The sequence below is a fragment of the Candidatus Bealeia paramacronuclearis genome, from assembly GCF_035607555.1.
GTDB classification, from domain to species: domain Bacteria; phylum Pseudomonadota; class Alphaproteobacteria; order UBA9655; family UBA9655; genus Bealeia; species Bealeia paramacronuclearis.
Genome location: NZ_JAVHWZ010000002.1, coordinates 436,688 through 461,568, shown reverse-complemented (window position 1 = coordinate 461,568; position 24,881 = coordinate 436,688). Strand labels below are relative to the sequence as shown.

General features: G+C 41.1%; 23 protein-coding genes and 1 pseudogene. 8 read left to right on the top strand and 16 right to left on the bottom strand.

Annotated features, from left to right (window positions below; genetic code table 11):
• Window positions 1–84 precede the first annotated feature (84 nt).
• Complete coding sequence (mgtA, locus tag Bealeia2_RS07265) at window positions 85–2,649, bottom strand: magnesium-translocating P-type ATPase (protein WP_331256383.1); 2,565 nt, start codon at window positions 2,647–2,649, stop codon at window positions 85–87.
• A gap of 197 nt (window positions 2,650–2,846) precedes the next feature.
• On the opposite strand from mgtA, the gene Bealeia2_RS07260 reads away from it, so the two are divergent.
• Window positions 2,847–3,362, top strand: a complete 516-nt coding sequence (locus Bealeia2_RS07260) for a hypothetical protein (RefSeq protein WP_331256382.1) — start codon at window positions 2,847–2,849, stop codon at window positions 3,360–3,362.
• A gap of 2 nt (window positions 3,363–3,364) precedes the next feature.
• Here Bealeia2_RS07260 and accC read toward each other — a convergent pair whose 3' ends face one another.
• The 3 genes from accC to Bealeia2_RS07245 all read right to left on the bottom strand — a co-directional run bounded on the left by accC (window position 3,365) and on the right by Bealeia2_RS07245 (window position 6,466).
• Window positions 3,365–4,726 (bottom strand): acetyl-CoA carboxylase biotin carboxylase subunit, encoded by a 1,362-nt coding sequence (gene accC / locus Bealeia2_RS07255; RefSeq protein ID WP_331256381.1) that lies wholly within the window; start codon window positions 4,724–4,726, stop codon window positions 3,365–3,367.
• Between the two features lie 17 nt (window positions 4,727–4,743).
• Window positions 4,744–5,211, bottom strand: a complete 468-nt coding sequence (gene accB / locus Bealeia2_RS07250) for an acetyl-CoA carboxylase biotin carboxyl carrier protein (protein ID WP_331256380.1) — start codon at window positions 5,209–5,211, stop codon at window positions 4,744–4,746.
• A gap of 142 nt (window positions 5,212–5,353) precedes the next feature.
• Window positions 5,354–6,466 carry a pyridoxal phosphate-dependent aminotransferase gene (locus Bealeia2_RS07245; protein WP_331256379.1) on the bottom strand — a complete coding sequence of 371 codons (1,113 nt, stop codon included), beginning with the start codon at window positions 6,464–6,466 and terminating at the stop codon, window positions 5,354–5,356.
• Between the two features lie 75 nt (window positions 6,467–6,541).
• On the opposite strand from Bealeia2_RS07245, the gene Bealeia2_RS07240 reads away from it, so the two are divergent.
• Together Bealeia2_RS07240 and Bealeia2_RS10585 are read left to right on the top strand one after the other, a co-directional pair.
• A complete protein-coding gene (locus Bealeia2_RS07240) occupies window positions 6,542–6,844 on the top strand; it encodes a hypothetical protein (RefSeq protein ID WP_331256378.1) in 303 nt (100 codons plus the stop codon).
• On the top strand, window positions 6,845–7,081 hold the full coding sequence (locus Bealeia2_RS10585; protein WP_414437868.1) for a GNAT family N-acetyltransferase: 237 nt from the start codon (window positions 6,845–6,847) through the stop codon (window positions 7,079–7,081).
• Window positions 7,082–7,329: 248 nt separating this feature from the next.
• Here Bealeia2_RS10585 and Bealeia2_RS07235 read toward each other — a convergent pair whose 3' ends face one another.
• Window positions 7,330–8,313: an IS5 family transposase gene (locus Bealeia2_RS07235; RefSeq protein ID WP_331255236.1), complete on the bottom strand. Its 984-nt coding sequence runs from the start codon at window positions 8,311–8,313 to the stop codon at window positions 7,330–7,332.
• A gap of 441 nt (window positions 8,314–8,754) precedes the next feature.
• On the opposite strand from Bealeia2_RS07235, the gene Bealeia2_RS07230 reads away from it, so the two are divergent.
• Entirely contained in the window at window positions 8,755–9,084 is a 330-nt protein-coding gene (locus Bealeia2_RS07230; RefSeq protein ID WP_331256377.1) for an FtsB family cell division protein, read from the top strand.
• A gap of 46 nt (window positions 9,085–9,130) precedes the next feature.
• Here the strand turns inward: Bealeia2_RS07230 and grxD are convergent, their stop codons facing one another.
• Together grxD and Bealeia2_RS07220 are read right to left on the bottom strand one after the other, a co-directional pair.
• Window positions 9,131–9,463, bottom strand: coding sequence for a Grx4 family monothiol glutaredoxin (grxD, locus tag Bealeia2_RS07225; protein ID WP_331256376.1), 333 nt, complete (start codon window positions 9,461–9,463; stop codon window positions 9,131–9,133).
• Window positions 9,460–9,708 carry a BolA family transcriptional regulator gene (locus Bealeia2_RS07220; protein WP_331256375.1) on the bottom strand — a complete coding sequence of 83 codons (249 nt, stop codon included), beginning with the start codon at window positions 9,706–9,708 and terminating at the stop codon, window positions 9,460–9,462. The genes grxD and Bealeia2_RS07220 overlap by 4 nt, the downstream gene beginning before the upstream one ends.
• A 97-nt stretch (window positions 9,709–9,805) precedes the next feature.
• On the opposite strand from Bealeia2_RS07220, the gene Bealeia2_RS07215 reads away from it, so the two are divergent.
• On the top strand, window positions 9,806–10,426 hold the full coding sequence (locus tag Bealeia2_RS07215) for a LysE/ArgO family amino acid transporter (RefSeq protein WP_331256572.1): 621 nt from the start codon (window positions 9,806–9,808) through the stop codon (window positions 10,424–10,426).
• A 5-nt stretch (window positions 10,427–10,431) separates the two neighbouring features.
• Here the strand turns inward: Bealeia2_RS07215 and hemW are convergent, their stop codons facing one another.
• From hemW to Bealeia2_RS07190, 5 genes are all read right to left on the bottom strand, one after another.
• On the bottom strand, window positions 10,432–11,586 hold the full coding sequence (gene hemW / locus Bealeia2_RS07210; protein ID WP_331256374.1) for a radical SAM family heme chaperone HemW: 1,155 nt from the start codon (window positions 11,584–11,586) through the stop codon (window positions 10,432–10,434).
• Window positions 11,579–12,157, bottom strand: a complete 579-nt coding sequence (rdgB, locus tag Bealeia2_RS07205; RefSeq protein WP_331256373.1) for an RdgB/HAM1 family non-canonical purine NTP pyrophosphatase — start codon at window positions 12,155–12,157, stop codon at window positions 11,579–11,581. Before rdgB ends, hemW begins: the two co-directional genes overlap by 8 nt.
• A gap of 2 nt (window positions 12,158–12,159) precedes the next feature.
• A complete protein-coding gene (locus Bealeia2_RS07200; RefSeq protein ID WP_331256372.1) occupies window positions 12,160–13,086 on the bottom strand; it encodes an F-box protein in 927 nt (308 codons plus the stop codon).
• Between the two features lie 151 nt (window positions 13,087–13,237).
• Window positions 13,238–14,377 (bottom strand): hypothetical protein, encoded by a 1,140-nt coding sequence (locus tag Bealeia2_RS07195; RefSeq protein WP_331256371.1) that lies wholly within the window; start codon window positions 14,375–14,377, stop codon window positions 13,238–13,240.
• Between the two features lie 533 nt (window positions 14,378–14,910).
• Window positions 14,911–15,852 (bottom strand): hypothetical protein, encoded by a 942-nt coding sequence (locus Bealeia2_RS07190; RefSeq protein ID WP_331256370.1) that lies wholly within the window; start codon window positions 15,850–15,852, stop codon window positions 14,911–14,913.
• A 214-nt stretch (window positions 15,853–16,066) separates the two neighbouring features.
• On the opposite strand from Bealeia2_RS07190, the gene Bealeia2_RS07185 reads away from it, so the two are divergent.
• Together Bealeia2_RS07185 and Bealeia2_RS07180 are read left to right on the top strand one after the other, a co-directional pair.
• Window positions 16,067–17,251 (top strand): glycosyltransferase family 4 protein, encoded by a 1,185-nt coding sequence (locus Bealeia2_RS07185; protein WP_331256369.1) that lies wholly within the window; start codon window positions 16,067–16,069, stop codon window positions 17,249–17,251.
• A gap of 9 nt (window positions 17,252–17,260) precedes the next feature.
• Window positions 17,261–17,986 (top strand): glycosyltransferase, encoded by a 726-nt coding sequence (locus Bealeia2_RS07180; RefSeq protein ID WP_331256368.1) that lies wholly within the window; start codon window positions 17,261–17,263, stop codon window positions 17,984–17,986.
• Between the two features lie 277 nt (window positions 17,987–18,263).
• Here the strand turns inward: Bealeia2_RS07180 and Bealeia2_RS07175 are convergent, their stop codons facing one another.
• From Bealeia2_RS07175 to Bealeia2_RS07160, 4 genes are all read right to left on the bottom strand, one after another.
• On the bottom strand, window positions 18,264–19,397 hold the full coding sequence (locus tag Bealeia2_RS07175) for an ISAs1 family transposase (protein ID WP_331255183.1): 1,134 nt from the start codon (window positions 19,395–19,397) through the stop codon (window positions 18,264–18,266).
• A gap of 260 nt (window positions 19,398–19,657) precedes the next feature.
• Window positions 19,658–20,479 carry a hypothetical protein gene (locus Bealeia2_RS07170; protein WP_331256102.1) on the bottom strand — a complete coding sequence of 274 codons (822 nt, stop codon included), beginning with the start codon at window positions 20,477–20,479 and terminating at the stop codon, window positions 19,658–19,660.
• A 396-nt stretch (window positions 20,480–20,875) separates the two neighbouring features.
• Entirely contained in the window at window positions 20,876–21,193 is a 318-nt protein-coding gene (locus Bealeia2_RS07165; protein WP_331256367.1) for a hypothetical protein, read from the bottom strand.
• A 195-nt stretch (window positions 21,194–21,388) separates the two neighbouring features.
• Window positions 21,389–24,355 (bottom strand): beta strand repeat-containing protein, encoded by a 2,967-nt coding sequence (locus tag Bealeia2_RS07160; protein ID WP_331256366.1) that lies wholly within the window; start codon window positions 24,353–24,355, stop codon window positions 21,389–21,391.
• Window positions 24,356–24,424: 69 nt separating this feature from the next.
• On the opposite strand from Bealeia2_RS07160, the pseudogene Bealeia2_RS10580 reads away from it, so the two are divergent.
• Window positions 24,425–24,853, top strand: a pseudogene (locus Bealeia2_RS10580) (IS701 family transposase); the annotation flags it as partial.
• Window positions 24,854–24,881: the final 28 nt, after the last annotated feature.

The window sequence follows — 24,881 nt, the reverse complement described above, 5'->3', positions numbered from 1 at the left end:
TGTTTTTATAATTAATTATTTATTTTACAGAATATGCAGGTTTCGATCCAGTGATGAAATATTAATCCAGAAAACAATTTGTAATTATCGCGCCAATTTTATTTTGTATTCCATTTTCTCTGGTGCTCCCCACTTTGCAAAAAACCATCTTTTTACATATTCAACCAGAATTAAATAACTCAAAACAATCATCATAATCGCGCCGAGAAACGCATAAGAAGGTGTTTCAAAATTAAAATAAGTTCCAAGAAAGGTGAATGGTATCAAAGCGCCTATCACCACAAGAGTGACAGATGAAAAAGCTAAAATAGGGTTGGGTTTGTTTTTAAAAGGTGAAAAACGCGTTCTTATAATAAAGACGACAAGAACTGTAGCGGCAAGGGATTCAATAAACCAACCCGTTTGGAAAAGTTCTTTTGGAGCTTTGTAGATTGAGAGCATAATATAAAAAGTAATCAAATCAAAAATTGACGTAATAATCCCAAATACAAACATAAAGCGCTGGATAAATTTTATATTCCATTTGTGTGGTGCTGCAACTGCTTGAGGCTCTACATTATCCAAAGGAATAGGGATTTGAGACACATCATAAAGCAAATTATTTAATAAAAGTTGAGCGGGTGCCATGGGAATAAATGGCAATAAAAACGTAGCCAACGTCATGCTCATCATATTTCCCAGATTTGAACTGGTGAGCATCATAATGTATTTCATGAGGTTTGCATATGTTCGCCTCCCTTCATAAACGCCTTGATGGATAACACTCAAATCACGCTGAAGGAGAATGAAGTCTGAGGCTTCTTTGGCAACATCCACAGCATTCTCGACGGAAATTCCCACATCTGCGGTGTGAATGGAGGGAGCATCATTGACACCATCTCCAATAAATCCCACGACATGGCCATTGCGTTTCAGTAACGAAATAATTTGATTTTTTTGAGAAGGATTGACTCTTGAAAAAAGATTGGTTTTCTCAACTTTATGTTGCAAGGCTGGAAGACTCATTTTGAGCATCTGATCTCCCGTTAAAGTCCCAGTAATTTTAATGTCTAATGTCTTGCACAAGTGAAGGGCCACATCTTCATTGTCGCCTGTGATCACTTTAACACTAACCCCAAGATTGATTAGATCTTTTATAGACTGAGCGGCGCTATCTTTAGGAGGATCGTAAAAGGTGATAAAGCCCAAAAAAGTTGGTGTTTTTCCAGAATCCCAAAATTCTTCAATGCATTGGGGCGCGCAGGATCCTATCGCCACAGCCAAAGTTCTAAACCCATCTCCGCTCATTTCTTGAAACAAACTTAAAGCTGCATTCTCAAGATCAGGCGTTAAAGGTAAAACAATGCCGTTTTCTTCGTAAGATTTGCACAGCTTTAAAACATTTTCAGGAGCGCCTTTGATAATCAACATATTCCCCTCAGGTGCACTCAAGAGCGTTGAGGAATAACGTTTGTCAAAATCAAAAGGCGTTTCATCGAGCTTTTTATAAGTCGAGACCTCAAAGTGGGAATTTTTTAAAATGGCTTGATCAAGGGGATTTGAATTGCCGGCTTGGAAGAAGCTATTTAAATAAGCACATAGACCAATTTTTTCAAGCGGCTCTCCCTTTAAATTAACAGTTCTCTCTATATTGACTTTTGATTGAGTTAATGTCCCCGTTTTATCCGTACATAAAATATCCATACTTCCTAAGTCATGAATAGACGAAAGTCTTTTAACAATGACTTTTTTCTTCGCCAATAAAACAGCACCCCGTGCCAGGGCTATTGATATTTGCATTGGTAAAAACTCTGGCATAATGCCAACCGCTAAGGCCAAAGAATATAAAACGCTTTCTAACCAAGGTCTTTGAAAATACAGATTGGAGATCAGAACAAATAAGACCAGAAAGAAAGTCAATCGGATGAGAAAATAACCAAAACGTGTAATTCCAATCGTAAAGTCACTGACGGGTGCTTGTTTCATTAAGTCATGACTAATTCCTCCCAAAAATGTCTCATCTCCTGTTTTTACGATAAGAGCTTTTGCAGTTCCTCCAATCACGGAACTTCCCATGAAAAGAGCATTTTTGGCATCCGATAAATTTGTTGAGTCATTCGTAGCATCTTGAGCGGCATTTTTTTTGGCGGGATAAGTTTCTCCCGTAAATATTGCTTGGTTGACAAAGAAATCTTTCTCCTCAAGAAGAATACAATCAGACGGTACGAGATTTCCGGTTTCTAAGAAAATGACATCTCCTGGCACCAGTTTTGAAGCGGGAATAATCTCTTTTTTACCAGACCTCAGAACTCTGACATGTAGGGCTACAGATTTTTTAAGTTTTTCAGCAGCTTTGTTGGCGCGATTTTCCTGAATGTAATCTACAACAACGCTTAGAATTAGAATCACAAAGATAATAATTGCGCTTTTTGCTTCTCCAACGAAAGCAGAAATCAGGGCCGCCATCATTAAAAGAATCACAATAGGACTATTGAAGTATTTAAAAAATTCAATGATCTGATTTTTTTTTGCCTCAGCGCGAATGACGTTAAGACCAAATTTTGACTCCCTAAGGCGGGCATCATGGTTTGAGAGACCGTCTGCAGTGCATTTGAGGTCTTGAAAAATAGATTCAAGCGGTTTTTGCCAAAAAACTGATTTTTTCAACATTCTGCAATCATGGCTTTGATCAATAATTTATTTTTAGTATTACATAAATGTAAACGTCATACTATCCTCAAAAATGTTGATTCATTTGTGAAAAATTATAATATTATAAAAATTACAGAATATTAATTGTTTCTTAAAGTTAATTGTAGTAGGACCATCATTTTGGAAGCTATTCATTTTTTCGAGGTGATAAAGAAATGAACAATTTTCTGCGTTTAACATTAGCTTGTATGATCCTTAATTTTTGCAGTCTCAATGCGGTTGAATATACTGTACGGCACAGTGAATTTGATTGTTATCAAAGGGGTGAAAAAGCCTTTTATACAACGCTTAAGCAATATTTAAATAAGGAAAGAAAATTTGATATTTCTGCTGAAGATGAATATCTAACGCTAGAAATCAAAGGTGAACCAGAATTTAAAAAGTCAATCAAACATGGGATTTTTGAATCTTTATTTGTTCATCAAAGTTTGATGGATATTAAAATGGATAATCCAAAACCAGCACTGAAACGCACTAAGAGATTCACTACAAAAGAAGCCACAACAACCCTTGAGGAATGTCTCCAAAATTTACAAAATGCGGACAAATCAAATTTCCTCTGGGTCGATTTTTTTAAAGAACCAGATAAAAAATCAGGCTCAATTGTCCTTGGAAAAGCAGTTGGAAACATAGTGTTTCAAATGAAAATTCCCGTTATAATTCAGGATTAGAATTAAGCCGCTTCTTTGATCTCTTCTTTGGTCTTGAGCCATTTCTCGAGCCAATGAATATTGTATTCCCCTTTAATAATATCAGGATCATTCGCAAGCTCTTGATGAAGGGGGATCAATGTTTGGATTCCCGTAATCACATATTCGCTTAAAGCACGCCGCAGACGTGCCAGACATTCCTCACGGGTGTCTCCATGAACGATGAGTTTGGCGACCAAACTATCATAATAGGGCGGGATACTATAGCCCGTAAAAAGATGGCTATCGATGCGAACACCAATCCCACCGGGGGCTAGGTAATTTAAAATTTTGCCAGGGGATGGTACGAACGTTTCAGGATGTTCCGCATTAATGCGGCACTCAATCGCATGACCTTTAAACGTGATATCCCCTTGTGTGAAGGCGAGTTTTTCCCCAGCAGCTACTTTGATTTGTTCTCGTACAAGATCGATGCCTGTGATCATTTCTGAAATAGGATGCTCGACCTGAAGACGCGTGTTCATTTCGATGAAATAGAATTTTCCGTCTTCATAAAGGAATTCAATCGTTCCCACACCCCGATAGCCTAAAGATTTCATGGCTTTGAGAACCACATCACCGAGCTCTTTACGCTCAGCGGCAGAGAGAGCTGGCGAACGGGCTTCTTCCCACACCTTTTGGTGACGGCGTTGGATGGAACAATCACGTTCTCCTAAATGCACCACATTGCCATGTTGATCCGCCAAAATTTGAACTTCGATATGACGCGGATGGGAGAGGTATTTCTCCATATAAACGGCGTCATTGCCAAAGTTGGCTTTCGCTTCACTGCGCGCAAGTGAAAATGCACTTTCAATCTCAGCTTCGGAAGTAGCGACTTTCATACCCTTGCCCCCACCGCCGGAGGCTGCTTTGATCAAAATTGGATAGCCGATTTCGCGAGCAAATGTCTTGGCATCTTCAAGGGCGTCAACGGCGCCTTTGGATCCAGGAACGCAAGGAATACCCAATTTAATGGCGGTGTCCTTGGCTGTGATCTTATCTCCCATGATCGTAATATGTTCAGGGGTGGGGCCGATAAATGTAAATCCATGCTCTTCGACCATGGCAGCAAAAGCAGCATTTTCGGATAAAAATCCAACACCGGGGTGAATCGCATCCACGCCAGAAATATCCGCAGCGGTTAAGATTGCCGGAATATTGAGGTAACTTTCTTTAGAGGGACCTAATCCGATGCAAACGCTTTCATCCGCCAAACGGACATGCATAGACTCTTCATCGGCGGTAGAGTGTACGGCCACCGTTTTAATGCCCAAGTCCTTACAGGCTCGCATAATGCGAAGGGCCACTTCACCACGATTGGCAATGAGAATTTTAGAAATCATTTCAGGCTCCTTTGAGCTTACCCAATGAGAACCAAAGGCTCTCCAAATTCAACAGGTGTTGCGTCTTGGGCAAGAATATCAAGAATTTTCCCGTCCTTCGTTGCGCGAATGGGGTTCATAACCTTCATCGCTTCAATGATCAAAAGGGTATCCCCTTGTTTGACAGAACTTCCAACTTTAATGAAGGGCGCAGCACCGGGCTCGGACGCTAAATAAACCGTTCCCACCATGGGGGAAGTTATAACGTCGCCTTTGGGTGCTGCAGCTGCAGCTGCAGCTTGTGGGGCTTCCATAGGGGCGGGAGGCGCAGATGGCACTGCATGTACAATGTGAGGTGCGGGGGCGTAACTTATTCCATGAATTTCGCGCACAACACGAATGCGATGAGTTCCCACCTCGTATTCAATTTCAGTTAAATCTGTTTCTTTCAAAATCGCGGCTAAGCTTTTCACTGCTGCGGCGTCAAGTACGAATTTTTCAGCCATTAGGAATCTATCTCGCTGTTTATCAAAACTGACCCAACCTATATACGAGCTTGAAAAAGAGTGCAAGACAAAGGAGGAATTTTAAGGAGACTCCGGCTTTTTATCAAGGCTTCATTAAACTGATAAATGCAGGACTCTAAATCTAAATACAGTGACTTAAAGCCTTTTTTTTGTGGACAAGCCCATTAGATATGGCGTCTATCAAAGTCCGCATGTTTTCCTCGACACTCAGCGAAAATCGGAACCGATTGGGAAACCCTTGTCCTGCAAGTGACCTTACGCTAATGCCCTCATGAAATAAAAACTCAACAAGGTCTTTTATTTTTTCTTGGGATACCAACCCGGGGGATAAAAAATTGCATTGGGATTCGGGGACATCAAACCCCAAAGTTTCGAGTTCATTTTTAAGATGAGTCCGTCTTTGATGATTTGTGGTTCTGACTTTTATCGCGTGCTCTTGATCTTGAAGGGCGATGATCGCAAATCTTTGTGCTAAAGTTCCCACATTAAAAGGGGCTTTAAGTCGCAATAAAGGTTCAATCAGGTGGACGCTTCCATAAGCCCATCCGACTCTCAAGCCGGCTAATCCATAGAACTTGGAAAAGGTGCGCAAAATGATAACATTGGGATGGGTTTTGACGAACTCAAGCCCTGAAGTAAAATCACGCGCTGTTACATATTCTGAATAAGCCCCATCTAGCGCGATCACAATTGAGGGGGGCGTATTCTCAATTAATTTTTCAATCTCATCCTGGCGAAGATAGGTACTATAAGGATTTCCGGGATTATCAATAAAAATGAGTTTTGTGCGGGGCGTAATTGCTTTTAATATGGCTTCAATATCAATGCGAAAATCTTGGGGTGCCGTTTCAACGGGAATGGCGCTCACGCATTGTGTTGCAATTTTATAAACGGGGAAACTCCCTTTTGAAAAAATAACTTCATCTCCAAATGCACAAAACGCACGGGGCAGCGCATACAAAAACTCCTCAGATCCATTCCCGCAAATAAGATTCTCAAAAGGAATGCCATACTGACGTGCTATGGCTTTGCGAAGATCTTGTGCTGTGACATCGGGATAGTGGTGAAGACAAGTCGAGAAATTTTGATAGGCATCTAAGACTCGAGGGCTGGGGCCCAACGTTTCTTCGTTAGTCGTGAGGTCAATCGTGGGAGACGCATTGGAGGCATTGTGCCCAGAAGTTGTAAACGGCTGAATTTGGAATAGCGGGGCGTGGGCACGCGGATGAGACATAATGGTTTCCTTGAATGGTTTCTATTTTCTAGAGTATTGTTATATTCTTTGTCTTTCAAGCTTTGAGAGGAGAAAATGGATTTTGTGATTCGAGAAGCTCAAATTATCGATGCGAAAGACATCGCTACAGTACATATTGAAACCTGGCAATCCTCCTATAAAGGTGTTGTAGATCAGGCGTATTTGGATGCGCTCGAACTTAATGGTCGGATTTTGCTTTGGGAGAGGCTTCTCCAGCAGAATGAAATTCTGCATTTGGTGGCAATTCAAAGTGAGAAAATTATTGGATTTTGTAGCGCGGGACCCGCACGAAAATCTTCTGCCTTAGAGTCATTAAACCGCGATCTTTCGAGAATGGGTGAGATTCATGCTATTTAGATTTTAGATGAATTTCAAGGTCGTGGAATTGGAAAGAGTTTCTTCAAAGGGTGTCGTAAGTGGTTTTTAAAAAGTCACAAAATCCATTTCATCATATGGGTCTTTAAGGACAATGTGAACGCTCAAAAATTTTATGAAAGTGAAGGCGGAGTTTTCTTAACCCAAGACGTGAGCTCCATTCGTTCGCAAGAGTATATCGAAAATTGCTTTATTTTTTCTCTGGCATTAATCTTATGAAATGCGGGGAATCATTGCTAACGTTAATATTTTTTTAATAATTTTTTTGTATTCTAAAATTATAAAAAAGAAAGGAATTTTTATCATGTCTCATAAAATAATTTTTATTAAGGCCATTGCATAATTAATAAAAATTCCAACTGAGGTCCTGAAAAGCTAATTTTTGAGTTTTTTAAATTGAGGGGGATGATATTTTTCTTCGTCTCTTTGTTCTTTTTTTGCTCAAATACTCACTTAACTCGCCTGATTTATCCATAAGCAACCTTATTTGTGGCCTTTAAGAGGTTAAAGGCTATGGCTTTTAGGGCCATTTGTCCTTGAACTTTGGGTGTTGTAAAATAGGATGCTCTCGTGAATTTGAATTTTCGTTTTAAGGTTCCAAATCCTTGTTCCACCCTATATCGAATCTTCGAAATCATCCGGTTAAATACTTTTTGCCAATGGGTTAAGGGCTTATTTCTTTTCGCTTTCTCCATCAACCCGTTCTTAATCCCCTTAGACCTCAGCAAGTCTTTGTTTCCTTGGGAAGCATACCCTTTGTCTCCATAAAGCCTCTTATCTCGACGCTTCTTCACAACCTCTTCCAACTCTCTCACTTCAGAGACATGCGCAGGCGTCACGTGAACCTGATCAATATATCCGTCCTCCTGGTCAATGACCATAAAGCCTTTGTACCCAAAATAGCTCCGTTTCCCCTTCTTAAGCCATGTGGCATCTGGATCTTTGGAAAGGGTTACCTGCTCTTCAACAGCATATTCCTTGTCTTCTTCACGATCAACAGCCATCCCCTCCATTTCTTTCCGAGGACGTGCCGCTGATTCGATAAGCGTCGCATCTATAATCGCTCCTTGGGATTCTTTCACTTTTAATCCCTTTTGTTCTAGTTGATAATTGATCATTGCAAGGAGGTATTCCCAAAGGTTTTGACTGATCAACAAGTTGCGAAATCGACAGAGCGTCGTATGATCAGGCACCTTTTCCAACCCCGTGATGACCATAAAGTCCAACCGAACCCTCAAGGCTTCTTCCAACCCCTCATCGCTTAAGCTATGCCAAGCCTGCAAAATCAACGCCTTCAGTAAATTGACTGGTACGTACCCATTGGGGCCATAGCCAGATCTTCCTAGTTTCCCCATATTTTGCTTTACACTCTCCCAGTCGATAAGGCTAAAAGCTTGGATAAGTTGACTGTTCTTTAAACGCTCTCTGGCTTCACGATTTAAAAAGGACATTTTCGATCACTCCTGCTTTTCGGACTTTCCTCAGTATATCCTTTCTCTCCTCATCCCTCAATTATGCAATGGTCTTTTATTATGCTTCTCAGTCTTTTTGTGGGTCCAAAAGCTAATGCCATCGTGGCTCCAAATCCTGAGGCGATAACAGGCACAATACCTATTGATGTATGCACGAAGATGACGACATGTGATCGCATTTTAAATAATTGTATTGAAAGAACAAAAAGCCAAAGCTGCGAATCTAAGAAAATACGTGAGCAAAAGGCCTGTTTTAAACTTTGGGACCAGTGCAGCAATTAATTCACCACCAATCGCACTTCCTAATTCCAGGGAAAAACTACTTTATTTTTTCTCTCGAATCAGTTAATTAATACGATTAATGACCGATTGGTCAGGAATATATTGCAAATTTGTCTTAATTTTGTTTAAATTAGTATTATGATTTTAGAAACCCGCGATCTTCGAAGGCATCTTTTAAAGGCAGTTGGCCCTCTTTTGGGAATAACTGTTATTAGCTATTTTATTTACCATTCTTTAGAAGGGGACCGTGGGCTTTGGTCTTATTTTAAACTTACTCAAAAACTCGAGATGATCCAAGGTGAATATAAAACTTTAAATGCCGAACGTTTAGCCCTTGAGGAAAAAGTCAAAAGACTGCGTCCCGAAAGTATCGATCGGGATCTTTTAGAAAAACAAGTTCGCCATCTTTTGGGTTATGGTCATCCAGATGAAATTGTTGTTTTCGTGGACGGTGAATCTAAGGAGTAGTTATAGCTATTGGTAGGTTTTAAAATATTTAAAAACCAAAGACCACTCACGCTTTCACAACGCCTTTTTCTTTAAGAAGTGTTTGTAATTCACCTGTTTCAAACATCTCACGAACAATGTCACAACCGCCCACAAATTCTCCTTTGATATAGAGTTGAGGAATAGTGGGCCATTGGGTGAATGCCTTGATACCTTCGCGAATCTCAGGGGATTGGAGGACGTCCACATCGTAAAAGGGTACATCTAAGTTTTTAAGGATTTGGATCACGGTTCCTGAAAAACCGCACATGGGAAATTTGGCATTGCCCTTCATATAAAGAACAATATCATGAGCAGAAATGGTATTTTGAATTTCGGCAAAAATTGGGTTTTCAGTCATCTTTTGGATCCTTCGCTGGGGACTTTTGTGTCCAATGTTAACGCATGTAGTGTTGAGACCATTACGTCTCCTAAAGCGCGGTACACCATCTGGTGTTGTTGCAAACGACTTTTGCCCTGGAATAAATCCGAGACAATGGTGGCCTTATAATGGTCTTGATCGCCCATTAAATCTTGGACGAGAATTTGAGAGTTTGGAAAGGCAATGTTCAATAATTTTTCAAGTTCGGATTGAGGGATAGCCATTTCAAAAACTCAGGTTACGAAAAACATGATTTTATATACTTCACCACAGTTTAAAAATCCAGTAAATCTGTGAAGGTCGAACAAGGAAGGTGTGGTGATGTCATCGTATTGGATAGGATGTGGAATAAGTGCGGGGCTGATTATGGCCATTGGCGCCCAAAATGCATTTGTTCTTAAACAAGGAATTCTCAAACAACATGTCCTCTTGACGGTGTTGTTTTGTGCTTTTTCGGATGCCATTTTGGTAGGGCTTGGTGTGGGTGGATTTGGGCAGTTGATCCTCTCAATTGAGGGATTGCTTCCTGTTGCCAAATGGGGTGGTGCGATTTTTTTGGCGTACTATGGCTTCAAATCTTTCCGGTCGGCATGGAGATCTTCCTCGCTTCAAGTGGACATGCATCAAATTGCACCTCATTATCGTGAGGTGATTCTTTCCCTTTTTGCGTTCACATATCTCAATCCTCACGTTTATCTGGACACTGTGGTTTTGTTGGGGAGCATTAGTGCCCAGTTTGGAAATGAGGAGAGGTTGTGGTTTGGCTATGGAGCCGTCACGGCTTCATTTCTGTGGTTTTTTGCCTTAGGGTATGGTGCAAGAGCCTTGGAGCCCCTCTTTGCCAAGCCTGTTGCCTGGAAAATCCTTGATATCCTCATTGGGATGATGAAGTGGGCTTTGAGCCTCAGTCTTGTTTGGCCTGAATCAGATTGTCTTGTGTGACACAATTACAAAAAATATTGCAAAATTGCATTGAGGTTTCGGCGCCCTTTAGGATGGAGTTTGAGTGTATCTTCGTGAGAAGAAAGATAACCTTCTGCGATAAGTACCTCCATTTTTTTTGGGTTTAGAAAATCTTTTAGCTTTGTTCCCACTTCTGCTTCAAAATGGTTAAAATCGATACCGTTTTCAAGACGAAGGCCCATCATGATCATTTCGGTAGCTTGGTTTTGGGGAGAGAGTTTTTCTGTCGATTGAAACCCGTGGCCATTGTGAAGGACGGACTCGATCCATGCGTCAGGACCGCGAAGAGATTGGGTTCCCATCTTTTGCCCCTCAAGGTTTTTGTAGCGCCCATGAGCGCCTGGGCCTATTCCGACGTAATCTTGATAGCGCCAATAAATTAGGTTGTGCTGACTTTCATGTCCCGCTTTTGCATAATTGGAAATTTCATAGCCAGAGTAGCCCTCATCTTTTAATATTTCGCCAGTCATTTCATAAAGTTCTGCGCCCAAATCATTCTGAACGTTCAGAATTTCTCCTCTTTGTGTCCGGGCATAAAACGCCGTGCCTGGCTCAATTGTAAGTTGATAAAGGGAGATATGACCTCCTGCCAATTCGAGTCCCCGACGAAGCATGGTCTCCCACGATTCTAATGTTTGGTCTTTATAAGCATAGATGAGATCGAAGGAATAGCGTGGGAAAATCCCGCGCGCTAATGTGATGGCTTCAAGCGCCTCTTCTTTTGAATGGCGACGTCCTAAAAATTTCAGGACATTCTCGTCCAAAGATTGAATGCCCAAAGAGAGACGATTGATGCCGGCCTTTTCAAATGCCAAGAATCGGTCTTGATCAACGGTTGCCGGATTGGCTTCTAAAGTGATTTCGATCTCGTGATTTTGTCCCCACAAAGACTTGGCTTTTTCGATTAAATCTCGCGTTAGTTCCGGCGGCATCAGTGAGGGTGTTCCCCCCCCAAAGAAAATGGTTTGGAGCGTATGATTGGGAGTGTCTTGAAAAGCAGACTCCAATGCCTTCAGATAAGCCTCACGCATTTTGGTACGATTAGCCTCGGCGCCTACATAACTATTAAAATCACAATAGGGACACTTTGAAATGCAATAAGGCCAATGAATATAAACACCAAGAGGACGTTTATCCATTTTTCAAAAATTCCAAAAAGGCGTGAAGCGCTTTTCCTCGATGGGAAATGGCCATTTTCTCAAGTTTTGTCATTTGCGCAAAAGTACGAGTTTCTCCCTCGGGAATAAAGACGGGATCAAATCCAAAACCTTGATCTCCCCGTGGTGGAAACGTTAAAGTCCCCACACATTCTCCTTTGAAAAAGTCAGGAGCTCCGCCATTTAAAAAAGCAAGGACGGTTACAAATTTTGCGGTAAGATTTTGAGAGTCGGCAACTTCTTTTTGAAGGCGAGCCATGGCGACTAGGGGATCTTTTTGAGGTCCTAACCAATTGGCCGAATACACACCAGGCCGGCCGTCCAAACAGGAGACCATAAGCCCAGAATCATCTGCCAAAGTAGAAATTCCCGTAGCCTCAAAAACAGATTTGGCTTTAATGAGCGCATTGGCCTCAAACGTCTCACCATCCTCAATGGGTTCAATTAAATTGAAATCTTTTGAAGAGAGAACTTCAATTCCAATAGGCTTCAAAAGTAATTGCAGTTCTTGAACTTTGCCCCCGTTGTGGGTGGCGAGAATGAGTTTTTTCATGCTTATTTTTTTAACCAATCTGTTTCGGCTTCTAAGGAAAAAAGAGCATGTATCACGTTAGGGGTTACACGCCATTGTTTGAGATCTTCTTTGATCCATTCTTTAGGCATATCTTTTTTTACGTTTTCCTTGGCATATTTTAAAAAAGGAATTGATTTCCCAGAGGCCTGGAGAAATAAATCCTTTATATGATCCCATTTGTCTCTTAGCGTATAAAGACGCGGACCCCAACCATAAACTTTCAAAGTCAATTTACTGTAAGAAAGCATACTGTCATCGTTTTTAATTTCCACACCGTCTCTTACAAATCGACTGGGATCCGTGTTGTACTCATCCCAGCCTTGAAATTGAAACTGTGGTTTGTCTATTCTCTGAACGGAAAAATTTACAGGAATATGAGAAAAGCTCCTACTCCAAGATGTGAGAAGTTGAAATTCACTTTGACGTAAAATGACAAGGTTTCCCTTTTTCGAAAAAACAACATTTCTTTCAAACTGATTGGAAAAAGTTGTTCCCAGATAGATATTTTTATCATAGTAAGATTGAATGGCTTTCTCATATCCACCATAGCTAAAGCTCAGGTTAATATCGAATTCTTCGATCCCTGTTTGATTGTCGATCACAAAGAGGATGGGATCTTCAAGGTTTTCTCGACAAAAGAGTGCGGGATTTTTTTTGAGGGATGCTGCGAGTTTTAGCTGGTTTTTAGATAAAGTCTCTTTCCAAAGCTTTTCATTTTTAACCAACTTATTCCATTTTTTTGAAGTGCGACTCCAATTCAGAAGGGAGTTGTAAGAGCCCGTTTCCACAAGCTTTCCTGCAATCTCCAGATTTGTATCTTCTGGTAAATCATCAAAGGTTTTTATAGCATTGGCGGGTACAATAGTAAGAAGAAAAATTAAGAAGATTGAAAGTAATAATTTATTCAAAATAAAATCTTTCAAGCTGATGAATAGGGAGTAAACAATTGTAAAATCTTAAAGGAATTGATCTAATGTGGCAAGATCTGTTTCTTAAGGGAAATAAACACATCTCATGAGAAATAGAAAATTTCCACAATTCAGCCTCTTTCAAATGATATTATTCATAGGTTCCTTCTTCTATCCAAAGGAGTTTTCGCTTTGAATGTGATGAAGACGTAAAGAGTTTGAGGTCCTCTTTTACAGTTCCAGGGCAATTATTAATCTCAAGATATTCAATTTTTGAATTAAGGCCCTCCACAAAATGACCGCCCAACCGTTTGCAATTTTTCAGTCGCAAAGAGATCAGATCTGATGGTAAATATTTCATATCTTCTGACGTCAGTTTGTTGGCATCCTCAATTGTTAATGACTGAAGGGACTGCGGGAGCGAGGCCAAAGTGTCTCCCTTAAGGGGGGGATAGGAAATTTGTAAGGATGCGAGCTTTGAGGGCCACTTCATAGTAGGCATTTGAGTTACCATTTGCGCGTTGTAAAGAATGGTAAGCGACTTCAGTATAGGTGAGAGCGTGCTATTCAGTACTTCCCAAGTAATATCAATTTGATTGGAAATAGAGAGTGTGTGAACGACGAAAGGAAGGGACTTAAGATCAGTGGCCTTAAAAAACGGAGATGAGTTAACTGAAAAATATCTCAGTGTGTTTGCTGATGTTTTAAAAGCAAAGGTATGGGGTGAAAGCGGATTCATAAGGGGATTTTTTTTCACATTATAATAACCAAAACCCGTTAATTGTCTTGAGAAAAGGATGTTGAAATACTCTGGATGAAGTTCGAGCCCTGGCCCCAACACGAGATAAGTTAAAAAGTGGTGTTCAAAAAACAATTCGAGATGTTCTTTAGCATTTCCTCCATTAATGCAAAACGGCCGATGCGCCCACGCAGATTGAGCAGCACTCACAATGGCAAGTTCCTCCGGACTTTTTGCATTTTTATAGCTAGCTATTTGAAAAAGAAGGCGATCAGGCGTAATTAATATACGGTGCCCCCATTGATTTTGTCTTTCCAGTCGGAATAATTCCTCAAGCGTAATGGGGTTGGGTGTTTCCGTCTTTTTCTTAAGATGAATCACAAGACTCGTCATATCTGAAATTGTGTTTTCAATCTTTTTTGTGGGTGTGACGTAAGAATTTATCAATTCCTCCATGGTGTCTTCTTCAGAGGGCGTGCGCAGAACGCCAAAGAGAGCCGTATTCAAAAATGTGAATGAGATAAAAAAGCCTAATAAAATCTTACGGTTCATCGTGAATTCCCCTCTTAATAGTTTTTATTCTTTAAGGGAATTTTGCATGAGCTGAGTTATGTTTACAATGACTTTGATGGAAGAGGGGACACTGAAATTCATTTGTGGGGGAGAGAATCTTATGGCACACTCCTTAAAAAAGGGAGAGTTTCATTGCACCGTCAGCAACTTATTCAAAGCTCAAATTATAGGTTCACTCACAATAAGTGCCTATTTTTTGTGGCAACCGCTTCTTTTTTTATAGGGACGTGCGCATGTTTTTCTCTTGCAAAAATTGCGTGCCCTTATAGACCTCATGATTCTGAGATCCATTCTTGTTATCAGCGTTCTGATGAGTTGTGGGAATGTCAGTGCACTCAAAATCCAAAAAGACTCGAGGATTATGCGCAATGCTATCCTTGCTCTTCATTTTTTGACAGCAGTAAAAGTTTTATTGATAATGGAAATGCTTGTGAGCATTGTTCTGTTTCTGGTTGTGATGAATTGTGCGAACAATCCTCAATTAAAGATGAACATTAAGGCTTAAATGATGCTTACGTCTTATCGCTAAATGTCACTGTTGCCACATTTCCCTTGTAAGAAAACTCAACATTAATTTTGTCCCCAATAGTTGCTGCAAGAGGATCAGTACTTAAGCTTTCCCCTGAGAGCATGAATGTTACAGGCGCAGAATCAAGGTCAGATGAAAATTTAATATTGAGATTGGAGGGCTCCTTCAAACAAGTCCCGGTAGTGTCAATTGAAGTTATAAACTCTCCCATAGGGTTATGATTGGTTTTGTCGATAGTAAACGTTCTCAACCCTCCTTCCCCTGTGCCAACTGTCCAACAGGTACCCGTGTCTGCTGGCGTTATAGTAATGGGATAGCTGGAATTGTTTTCAAATGTAAAATTGATATTTTGTGGTTTTGGGTTGATTGGATTCTTGCCAATTGTAGCACTGCCTATTTGGTCTGAATCTTTATAGGCGTAGACTACATCATGCCCCTCAATTGTACAGACTGTTCCCTGCGTATCCTCATACATACCAAATTTACATAATGCACTGCTTCCAGTAGAGCTCATCGTAATGGAGAGGGAAAGTGTCCTTTTTTTAATGAGATTGAAAGGATTAAAGCAAATGGCGCCTTTTGCTGTGAGGCGAGGTGCCTGATTATGCGGGGGCAGAATTAAGGGGCTCGGGGAAATAAAATCTTTTTCTTTAAAACACTCTGAAGCCTCATAATTATAAGCAATCTTAAATTGCTCATCAGATTCATTTTTTATGCTTAAGAGGTAGTCATCGCTGGCCCCCGAGCATTTAACGCTTGCTGAGCAGCCAGGATATTCTTTTATACAATCTGCAACGCAAATGTCATATCCATAAGTGTCACCTGAGCAAGGTGTTGTACATGTACAAAAGCTGTCTGTGTTACATGTTCCTAAAACGGCAGATGAAAAGTTGAAAATGAGAAAAAATCCAAATAGCTTATTCATTATTAATTGCCCCCTTATTTAAATAAAAATCTACCATTAATTAGTCATTCAGGAAAAGTGAAAAAAGTTCTGGTTTTGAGGATGTCGGTTTGGATTTTCTCCTCTTTAAAAGGTATTTCCTCTCATTCTTATTTTTTCTCCTTTTGAGGTAGGACTAAATAGGCTAGAAATTTTATAAATAGTGTCCATTAGAAAGGTTCCTCAGGCGGTGTCATTGGATTTGTCTCCCTATCGTGTGCGTCAAGAAATTTCCAAATTTCGTGAGGCGCCTCGGATATTGCAAGTGTTGCCAGCCCTTAAAAGCGGAGGGGTTGAAATAGGAACACTTCAGATTGCCCGCGCCATTCAAAATGCAGGGGGAGAAGCCTTTGTGGCCTCATCCGGAGGCCCTCTTGTAGAAAGGCTCGAGAGCTATGGCGCAAGACATATTCCTCTGAATTTAGAGCCTAGAAATCCCATCACGATTGCGCGGAACGTGAGAAAACTGAGGCATATTTTGGAGATGGAGCGCATTGATATTGTTCATGTAAGATCTCGGGCTCCCGCATGGAGCGTTTATAAGGCCGCACGTCAAGCTCATATTCCTTTGGTGACGACCTATCATGCTCCTTATAATGCTCAGAATGTCTTGAAGAGATTTTATAATTCGGTCATGGCCAAGGGCGATCGCGTTATTGCAATTTCTGAATTTGTGGCAGCTCACATTCTCAAAGAATATGGAAATGCTTCCTGGTTTCATCCTGAAAATTTAAGGATCGTGCAAAGAGCAGTTGATTTGGATTTGTTTAATCCCTATAAAATTACAGCTCAAAAACTGAAAAATTTGAGGGCTGAATGGAATATTTCCGAAGACCATAAAGTCATTTTGTTGCCCGCGCGTCTCACCCGTTGGAAGGGACAAGAAGTCCTCATTCGCGCACTTTCCCTTTTGAAATCCGCAAAAATGACTGTGGTGCTTGTAGGATCAGATCAGGGACGCACGGGATATCGTCAAGAGCTCGAAAAACTCGTTCAAGATCTAGATATTCAAGGTCGCGTAAAATTCGTAGGGCATTGTGAGGATATGCCTGCAGCTTTTCTTCTTTCGGATCTGGTTATTTCAACATCAACTGATCCGGAGGGGTTTGGGCGTGTGATGGCAGAAGCACTTGCGATGGGACGACCTGTTGTGGGAACGCGTCATGGCGGCGCTCTTGAGATTATTCAAGAAGGCTTGACCGGTTGGTACGTGCCTCCCCAAGATCCTGAAGCTTTAGCGCAAGTCATAGAGGAAGCTTTTGCGCTTCCTCAGGACGCTTGGCAAAAAATGCAGATGCTTGCGCGAGAATCTGTGATTCAACGCTTTTCATTAGAGAAAATGTGCCGTAAAACATTAGGCGTTTATGAAGAGCTTTTGTAAGGGGGCGCAATGTCAGAAGTCGTTAATGTGGTTTGCATGAAGTGGGGGGAGAAATATCCCTCCGAGTACGTGAATGTTTTAAAAGGCATGGTTAAGCGAAACCTCTCGTTACCCCACCGTTTTGTGTGTCTGACGGACGAGCCTGAAGGATTGCGCCCTGATATTGAAGTTTTCCCTATGCCGGCTATTACGGTGCCAGAGTCTTATGATGTCTCTCCTTGGCGAAAATTAGGTATGTTTTCGCAAAAGTTGGGAGATCTCAAGGGGAAGACACTTTTTCTGGATTTGGATATCGTGATTGTGGATTCAATTGATGACTTTTTCACGTATTCTCCTAAATTTTCCATCATTGAAAATTGGACCCAGGCGGGTCAAGGTATTGGAAATTCATCGGTTTATTGCTTTGAAATTGGGGCGCATAAAGACGTTCTTGAGACCTATACCCATGAAATGGACAGCGTTTTAAAAGCCTATCATAACGAGCAAATTTTTTTATCGAAAAAAATTGGGGATATCGATTTTTGGCCTGAGGCGTGGTGTCAAAGTTTTAAACGTCATTGTATCCCGGGTGGTCTGATGCGCTATTTTAAAGCGCCGGTGCTTCCGATGGGGTGTAAGATTGTGGTCTTTCATGGTCTTCCCAATCCGCCCGAAGCCATTCATGGTGGATTTTTTGGAAGTCTTAGGAAATATACTCGTCCCGCCCCTTGGGTTGGAAAATACTGGCGGGAATAAGTATTCACTCTTTTTCAGCCATGTTGACAGCAAGCTAGTAATCCACTTATACCTTTCAAAATCTGTTATTCTCTTTATTGTTCAGGAGATTTGTTTTGAAATTACGTATCTTTTTTTCGTATCTTTTTTTCCTTTTTGCGACGTTGAATTTTTCATCGATTGTCAGTGCTGTCAAACCCGGCGGAGAAGTTTTTTGCTTTGAAAACGCCAGTGAAGAGTACAAAAAACGTATCGGATCTTGGGAAAAAACTAGAACCGGGAATCTGGCAGGGCCACCTCATGAAAATTTTTGAGTGAGGATATTGGAAAGGATGTTGTCATCCCAACCGGCCATTTTTCTAAGCCTTTTAATAGACTGACGCTTCATTTTATCTTTGGTAAGCTGTAAAAGATTTAAAGCCATATGTCGAATAATAGCCATAACTTGAGGGGCGTTTTCTTTCCTGATGCGAGATTGATCTTCTCCAAAAGACATGTCTAAAACCCAATGAAGATTATTTTCTATCTCCCAATGACTTCGAATAGCCCCCAGGACCTTCTGAGGAGTTTCTTGGAGAGAAGAGATATAATATCGTGTTTCGTAAGTGGTTTTATCTTTGGTTTCTCGTTTAGAATCAATACGAATGATACTATGAATTGAGCTCCAATGAGGATGCCGCTCTCGCAGCCAGGCCACATCATGTGTGACCCAACATTGCCTTGTCTCAAGGCGGCCATGACCTTTATCGTAATCCTTAAAAGAGCTGATATTGTTAATTGTTTTCAATTCGCTATCACTCAAGCAGGTTGTTACATCTTCGCAAAGAGTTCCCTGATTTCCTTTTAAAGAAAAAATATAGTTTCCCTCTTTCTGAATGATTTGATCGGCAATGTCATATTGACATCCCATTGCATCAATGGTGACTGTTGTTCCTCTCAGGTCTAACCATTCCAAAAGCTTAGGAATCGCTGTGATTTCATTGCTTTTTTCTGAGACTTTTTCCTGCGCTAACACCAATCTGGCTTCTGACGCATAAGCGCTAACCATATGTAACATATCAGTTCCCTCATCAAAGCTATGCCGTGATGATTTTCCATCGATAGCAATAACTTTCTTTTGCATTTGAGATTTAAGACTTTCGACCCAACTTCGAAACAGCTCTTGAAATTCCTTGGGATCTATTGCTCTAAAAAATCGACGATAGGTATCATCGCTGGGAATTCCGTTCTTGTAAGGTAAGAATTGACGAAGGTAGTCAATCTTTGCCTTTCCAAAGTCTTCAACATCCTGCCATCCTTCTGCTCCAGATATTACAGCGCACAGAGTGACAAGGCGTATTTCTGACATTGTGTAGTCTCGATTACGCTCAGACCTTGGATCTTCTATATCTTTAAAATGATCTAAAAAACTAATTTCAACTTCTATTCCCATTTCTACCTCCTGTTTTTTTCAGGTAGGCTCTCATTTTTTCTATCTCTTAGCTATTTTTTTTTCATGAGGTGGCCCTGGCCTTGCTCTTAAGGTATGATCATTAAAGGAATCATTGAGTTAGGCACCCTCAAAGACAGAGGGAATTGAGAGGAAGTTTCAGGTGCGTTGGAAGGCGAGAATTCAACTTATCAATGCACGTGAATTTTAAAATATCATTTTACAAAAGGTTTTGGATTTTTATGTTCCAAAGCCAATTGAGTCTATAAAATACAGCACCAACGGCTTTGTTTTGCTTTTTTAACAATCATCTCACGGCTGAGACTGGCGCCAACTAATTTGATAGAGGATTCCGTTGAAAAGTGTTTTGGTACGTAGTTGTTCGCATTGGAGGGGGGCATGAGTCCCAATTCCATGAACATTTCGGCTGTAAGTTCACTACAAAATACAGAACTCAAATCGACCTTTTTATTAGAGCCATAAGCGGCCCTAATCAATTCCGTGAGATGCTTTTCATAAGGCCTTCCATTAAATTTTTCGACAAATTGAGTCACGGCTTGAGAGGGGGGTGTATTGTCATTTTCGAACTTAAATGTTCTTAAAAAAACGCTGCCATCATAATGTTCAACAACTTGTGTCCAAGGTGAGAGTCGCACATGAGGAAAGTGACGTTCCAGAATGATATCTTTGGGGGAAATCGTTGCTTCAAAAAAACGCCACGCACTTTCATCGTCAGGATTTTCCCCCGCTTTTGAAAACACAACTCCCACATGGGAATAATCACTTTGGGTGAACCTTTTTATGAGGCGACTGAAAGCGCTTTTTCCTGAAAAAAGAGCAATTCCGCGAAGATTATATTCCGCCTTTTCAGAGAGTGAAAGTTTGCATTGAGGATGTTCTGCTTTGATAAGCGATTCCTGTTCTTCCAAAACAATATGTTTTTTTTCAGGTATTGTGGATGTAATGGAAATTGAATTTTCATCTTTAAGATTTTTAGGATTATTTGCATTCAAGACTTCTCCAGAAAAAATAAATCCAACTGAGAGGATCAAAACGGAAGGAATCATTTTGAAAATTTGAGGCATGATAAATCTCCTTGGTATTTGCCCATGAAAATCAACCAATATTTACAATAAATATGTAAAAATATAATTAAATAATGATAAATTTAAATTATAAATAGTTTAACTTTATGTGAATAATGGATGTTTTTTGTTCTGTGCCTGATCAGTATTTGCCTGGCAATCCTTTTGTATGCATTGGGAAACGCGAACTTTGGGAGGGTTGGAAAACTTCTTAAAGTCAGCAATGTCGCTGTCTTAAAGTGGATTCTCAAAGAAGCAAAATCACTGGAAAGGCCTTTTCCTGCTTCTTCTTCGCCACCTCTCCGATCCTGATGTCTTGAAAAAATACCTAGATTCTTTCTTATCTATTCTTATCTATATTTATTTAATTGCCTTAAATCTTTGAAAAAGGAGATATTAAAACTTCCATGTGCTTGACGCACTTTCTATTGGATCAGGATTACCAACCAAACTTTTCAGGCGTGAAGTTATTTCTTGTAAGGGCTTCTTTAAGGAGTTCTTTGAGAGCGGGATAGAGAAAACGCGTTCCCTCCTTAGATCCTCCACGACTAAACGCTGAACCTTTCCTTTTGTGCTGATCTGAGACCTAAGGTGATTGAATTTCAAGTCCTCCACGAATTCAATTGTCCCCTTTTCCCCTTTTTTGAGGAATACGGCAAATTGGCGTGAAGAACCGCTTGTTCCATAGATCTTTCCCTTAAAAGCTGTTTTCATGAGGTTTTTTAGAGAGTCCCACGCGATCTCAGAATTTTTATTAAAAAGGCTTTTGAAGAATTCTTTGTGTTTTGGCGAAAAATGAGAAGTATTGTAGGTGCTTTCGACTTTGAGGTTAGGGATGTCTAAGACATTTTTAAGTTAAAGGGAAAACAGTGAGGAATGAGTTTTCACACACAGAATCCCCAGAAACTCTCAAACAATCACATGCACAAAGTTCGTCAGTGTGTCGGTTGTCTGGGCGTTATGGGTGTCTATGGCCGTGATTGTAAGGGTGTAATCTCCGCTTGTTGAGTAAGTGTGAAATATAGTGGAGGGGGCCACCGAGGGTGCTTGCAAATGCGTCAAGACGCCATCTCCAAAGTTAACATTATATTGAGCAATGGAATCCGAAGGATCGGGATCGTAAAAGAGGCCTGTAAAATCAATTTTAGCATTTTCTCCAGTAGGTGTTGCGGGAGAAAGCGACACCGAAGGTTGGACACCGGGGGTGATTTGGGGGGCATGATTAGCGGCAATAGTGAGGAAGTCTGTTACGTTACCTGCCCCTTGCTTGAATGTCGTAATGTAGTCAGCGAAGCTAGATCCTGCATAAGGAACCGCGGAACCGAGGTCGATAGTGCCTAAAGGCGTATTAATGATCGCATTGTCATGTGGATCCGACGAAATATTAAAACCTAAGGTTTGAAAGATTGCATAATGTTTATTAGCCGCCAACGAGAAGCTGGCTACATAAGCTCCTCCAGGATCATTGAATTGAATTGTATCTAAGACCCCTCCTGCATTAAAGTTAGTAATTACATCCTTTCCAAAGTTAGAAATTGTTACGCCGACCGGCCCCGAAAGATTATAAACAAAGGTGTCCTGAACACCACTTTGACCCACAAGAACGTCATTATTATCCGTTCCTGTGACAGTGATGGTTGCCGTTGCTGTCTGCGGCGTGCTGGAGGCGGAATCCTGAAGGGTATAGCCAAAACTAAGTGTTAAATTTTCTCCTGCAGGCAAGAAGTCAAATGCTGCGTTTTTAATGAGATAAACACTGCCATCTGTAAGAATGGCCAGCTTTGCAGGGATTTCATGAGTTCCCGTAAGAATGAATCCATTATCCAAGACGCCGGTTGGAGTGATATCATAAGCCTGAGAGATCTGAGAGGTATTCACACCCAGACTGGCAGCAAAGGCGGACAATTCTGAATTCCCCATTCCATCTGCTGAAGAAGAGACTGGCGTAATGTCCAAACTTCCCAATCCACTATACTCAGCAGGAAGGGTAATTGTGGGGGTAACTACAGAAGAAACCACGTCCTCAACATTATGCGTGTCGTTGGCAAGGACATTTCCTATCAAAGTCGCTGCTACGTTAGGGGCATCTGTTGTTGAAAAGGCATCATTGAAGGCATGAGGGGTTAAAGAGGAGGTTGTTGAAGTCTGGATGATAGGATAATCTGAAATAGCCGCCTTTCCACCAACGTAGGGTATACTAAAAAGAGTGATTGTCCCAATCCGGTGCGCAGGATCGTGAAGTGTTGGATCTGAGTACATCTCAATTAAGGTGCTGAGAGATCCAGTTTGAGTGCTCGGGATTCCAGGAACAACGTCTGTATACTTAGGCAAATCGGCAGACGCGATATGTGTAAACTTAAGGATATCCCCAGAATGAAATCTGTCAATAAAATCATCACCCAAGCCACCAATTTGGGTCATGTTATAAATGAAGGTATCTTGTCCTGAACCGCCTTCAATAATGTCGCTACCCGCCCCTCCCTCAATAGTGGTATTTCCATCGCCAGCAAAAATGACATCATCGTGGGATGATCCAGTGACGTTTTGAATATTTTTTAGTGTGTCGACGGGGCCTCCGTTTCCAATGAGCGCTGTATCAGAAGAGACAGCCCCTGAAAGGATAAATCCTGAAGTAAATGTGATAGTCTGATTAGTCTTACCTATTACAGAGCTACTGAGGTTAACAACGACGCCCGTTGTGGAGTAACTATAATCAATTGTATTTGATCCGGCTCCACCATCGAAAGATTCAGGTCCAGTTCCTGCGATAAAAAGGTCATCGCCGGAGCTTCCAATGACATTTTGGATGTTTTGTAAAGTCACCGTTCCAATTGAGGGGCCGGAGGCTGTGGCCACAGGTGCGCCCAGGTTGACTGTAATGCCCGCTGTTGGTGAACCCGCGTATTGCAGATCCAGAAAATTATTCAGAGTTTGGCTTGTACTATAAAAGGTTCCGCCGCCTTTTCCATCCAGCAGGTAAAGGACGTTATCACCCGCACCTCCGGAAAGGGACTTGTCGCTTGTTCCAACAAGAACGTCATTATTGTCCGTGCCTGTGACAGTGATGGTTGCGTTTGCGGTTGAGGTTTGCGCAGGGGTGGAGATGGGATCCTGAAGGGTATAGTTAAAGCTAAATGTTACATTTTCTCCTGCAGGCAAGAAGTCAAAAGCTCCATTTTTAATGAGATAAACACTGCCGTCTTTAAGAATGGCTAGCTTTGCAGGGATTTCATGAGTTCCCGTAAGAATGAATCCATTATCCAAGACGCTGGTTGGAGTGATATCATAAGCCTGAGCGATCTGGGAGGTTTCCACGCCCAAACTGGCAGCAAAGGCGGACAATTCTGAATTCCCCAGTACATCTGTTGTGGAAGACACTGGGGTAATGACCAAGCTTCCCAATCCACTATACTCAGCAGGAAGGGTAATTGTGGGGGTAACTACAGAAGAAACCACGTCCTCAACATTATGCGTGTCGTTGGCAAGGACATTTCCTATCAAAGTCGCTGCTACGTTAGGGGCATCTGTTGTTGAAAAGGCATCATTGAAGGCATTAGGGGTTACAGAGGAGGTTGTTACAGAGGAGGTTGTTGAAGTCTGGAAGATATGATAATCTGAAATAGCCATCACTCCAATTTGAGCAGCAATACCAAAAAGAGTGATTGTCCCAATCAAGTGCGCAGAATCGTGCAGTGTTGGATCTGAGAACATCTGAATTTTGGCGTTGTGATAGATGCCAGCAACAACGTCTGTATACTTAGGCAAATCGGCAGACGCGATATGTGTAAACTTAAGGATATCCCCAGAATGAAATCTGTCAATAAAATCATCACCCAAGCCCCCAATTTGGGTCATGTTATAAACGAAGTTATCCACGAGTTACGCAGTTTGCAGGAGAAGAGAGAAGAGATAAGGTGAGAGGGAATATTTATTAAATGAGAAGAAATGATGTCTCGACACAAATGCACAAAATCACTTTATCGTTCATTTTTACAAGCCAGCAGTGTGCGCTATTCAGGGTTGGCACTTTCGGAGGTGTCACCGATTCCATTGTCGCATGACAGCGTCAATCGATGGTTGAGTTCTAGTGCATTGCGTCCGAGCGGAGTGTGGAATCTTACTCAATCTCTTATTAACAAGAAAGAACCTTGTTTTTTAGTATGTGACGATACAATTTTGGATAAAAATCGGAGCGAGAAGATAGAGCTTGTGCATTATCAGTATTCTGGGAATGCCCATGATGTTATTGCGGGGATAGGTCTTGTCAATTTGGTATGGCATGGCCTGAGGAGTCATGACTCTATTCCTGTTGATTATCGTATTTATGCACGAGTTACGCAGTTTGCAGGAGAAGAGAGAAGAGATAAGGTGAGAGGGAATATTTATTAAATGAGAAGAAATG

What these genes read in the sequence shown, in the direction of transcription:
- mgtA (WP_331256383.1), bottom strand. Translation starts at nt 2,649, where the DNA reads ATGTTGAAAAAATCAGTTTTTTGGCAAAAACCGCTTGAATCTATTTTT.
- Bealeia2_RS07260 (WP_331256382.1), top strand. Translation starts at nt 2,847, where the DNA reads ATGAACAATTTTCTGCGTTTAACATTAGCTTGTATGATCCTTAATTTT.
- accC (WP_331256381.1), bottom strand. Translation starts at nt 4,726, where the DNA reads ATGATTTCTAAAATTCTCATTGCCAATCGTGGTGAAGTGGCCCTTCGC.
- accB (WP_331256380.1), bottom strand. Translation starts at nt 5,211, where the DNA reads ATGGCTGAAAAATTCGTACTTGACGCCGCAGCAGTGAAAAGCTTAGCC.
- Bealeia2_RS07245 (WP_331256379.1), bottom strand. Translation starts at nt 6,466, where the DNA reads ATGTCTCATCCGCGTGCCCACGCCCCGCTATTCCAAATTCAGCCGTTT.
- Bealeia2_RS07240 (WP_331256378.1), top strand. Translation starts at nt 6,542, where the DNA reads ATGGATTTTGTGATTCGAGAAGCTCAAATTATCGATGCGAAAGACATC.
- Bealeia2_RS07235 (WP_331255236.1), bottom strand. Translation starts at nt 8,313, where the DNA reads ATGTCCTTTTTAAATCGTGAAGCCAGAGAGCGTTTAAAGAACAGTCAA.
- Bealeia2_RS07230 (WP_331256377.1), top strand. Translation starts at nt 8,755, where the DNA reads ATGATTTTAGAAACCCGCGATCTTCGAAGGCATCTTTTAAAGGCAGTT.
- grxD (WP_331256376.1), bottom strand. Translation starts at nt 9,463, where the DNA reads ATGACTGAAAACCCAATTTTTGCCGAAATTCAAAATACCATTTCTGCT.
- Bealeia2_RS07220 (WP_331256375.1), bottom strand. Translation starts at nt 9,708, where the DNA reads ATGGCTATCCCTCAATCCGAACTTGAAAAATTATTGAACATTGCCTTT.
- Bealeia2_RS07215 (WP_331256572.1), top strand. Translation starts at nt 9,806, where the DNA reads ATGTCATCGTATTGGATAGGATGTGGAATAAGTGCGGGGCTGATTATG.
- hemW (WP_331256374.1), bottom strand. Translation starts at nt 11,586, where the DNA reads ATGGATAAACGTCCTCTTGGTGTTTATATTCATTGGCCTTATTGCATT.
- rdgB (WP_331256373.1), bottom strand. Translation starts at nt 12,157, where the DNA reads ATGAAAAAACTCATTCTCGCCACCCACAACGGGGGCAAAGTTCAAGAA.
- Bealeia2_RS07195 (WP_331256371.1), bottom strand. Translation starts at nt 14,377, where the DNA reads ATGAACCGTAAGATTTTATTAGGCTTTTTTATCTCATTCACATTTTTG.
- Bealeia2_RS07190 (WP_331256370.1), bottom strand. Translation starts at nt 15,852, where the DNA reads ATGAATAAGCTATTTGGATTTTTTCTCATTTTCAACTTTTCATCTGCC.
- Bealeia2_RS07180 (WP_331256368.1), top strand. Translation starts at nt 17,261, where the DNA reads ATGTCAGAAGTCGTTAATGTGGTTTGCATGAAGTGGGGGGAGAAATAT.
- Bealeia2_RS07175 (WP_331255183.1), bottom strand. Translation starts at nt 19,397, where the DNA reads ATGGGAATAGAAGTTGAAATTAGTTTTTTAGATCATTTTAAAGATATA.
- Bealeia2_RS07170 (WP_331256102.1), bottom strand. Translation starts at nt 20,479, where the DNA reads ATGCCTCAAATTTTCAAAATGATTCCTTCCGTTTTGATCCTCTCAGTT.
- Bealeia2_RS07165 (WP_331256367.1), bottom strand. Translation starts at nt 21,193, where the DNA reads ATGAAAACAGCTTTTAAGGGAAAGATCTATGGAACAAGCGGTTCTTCA.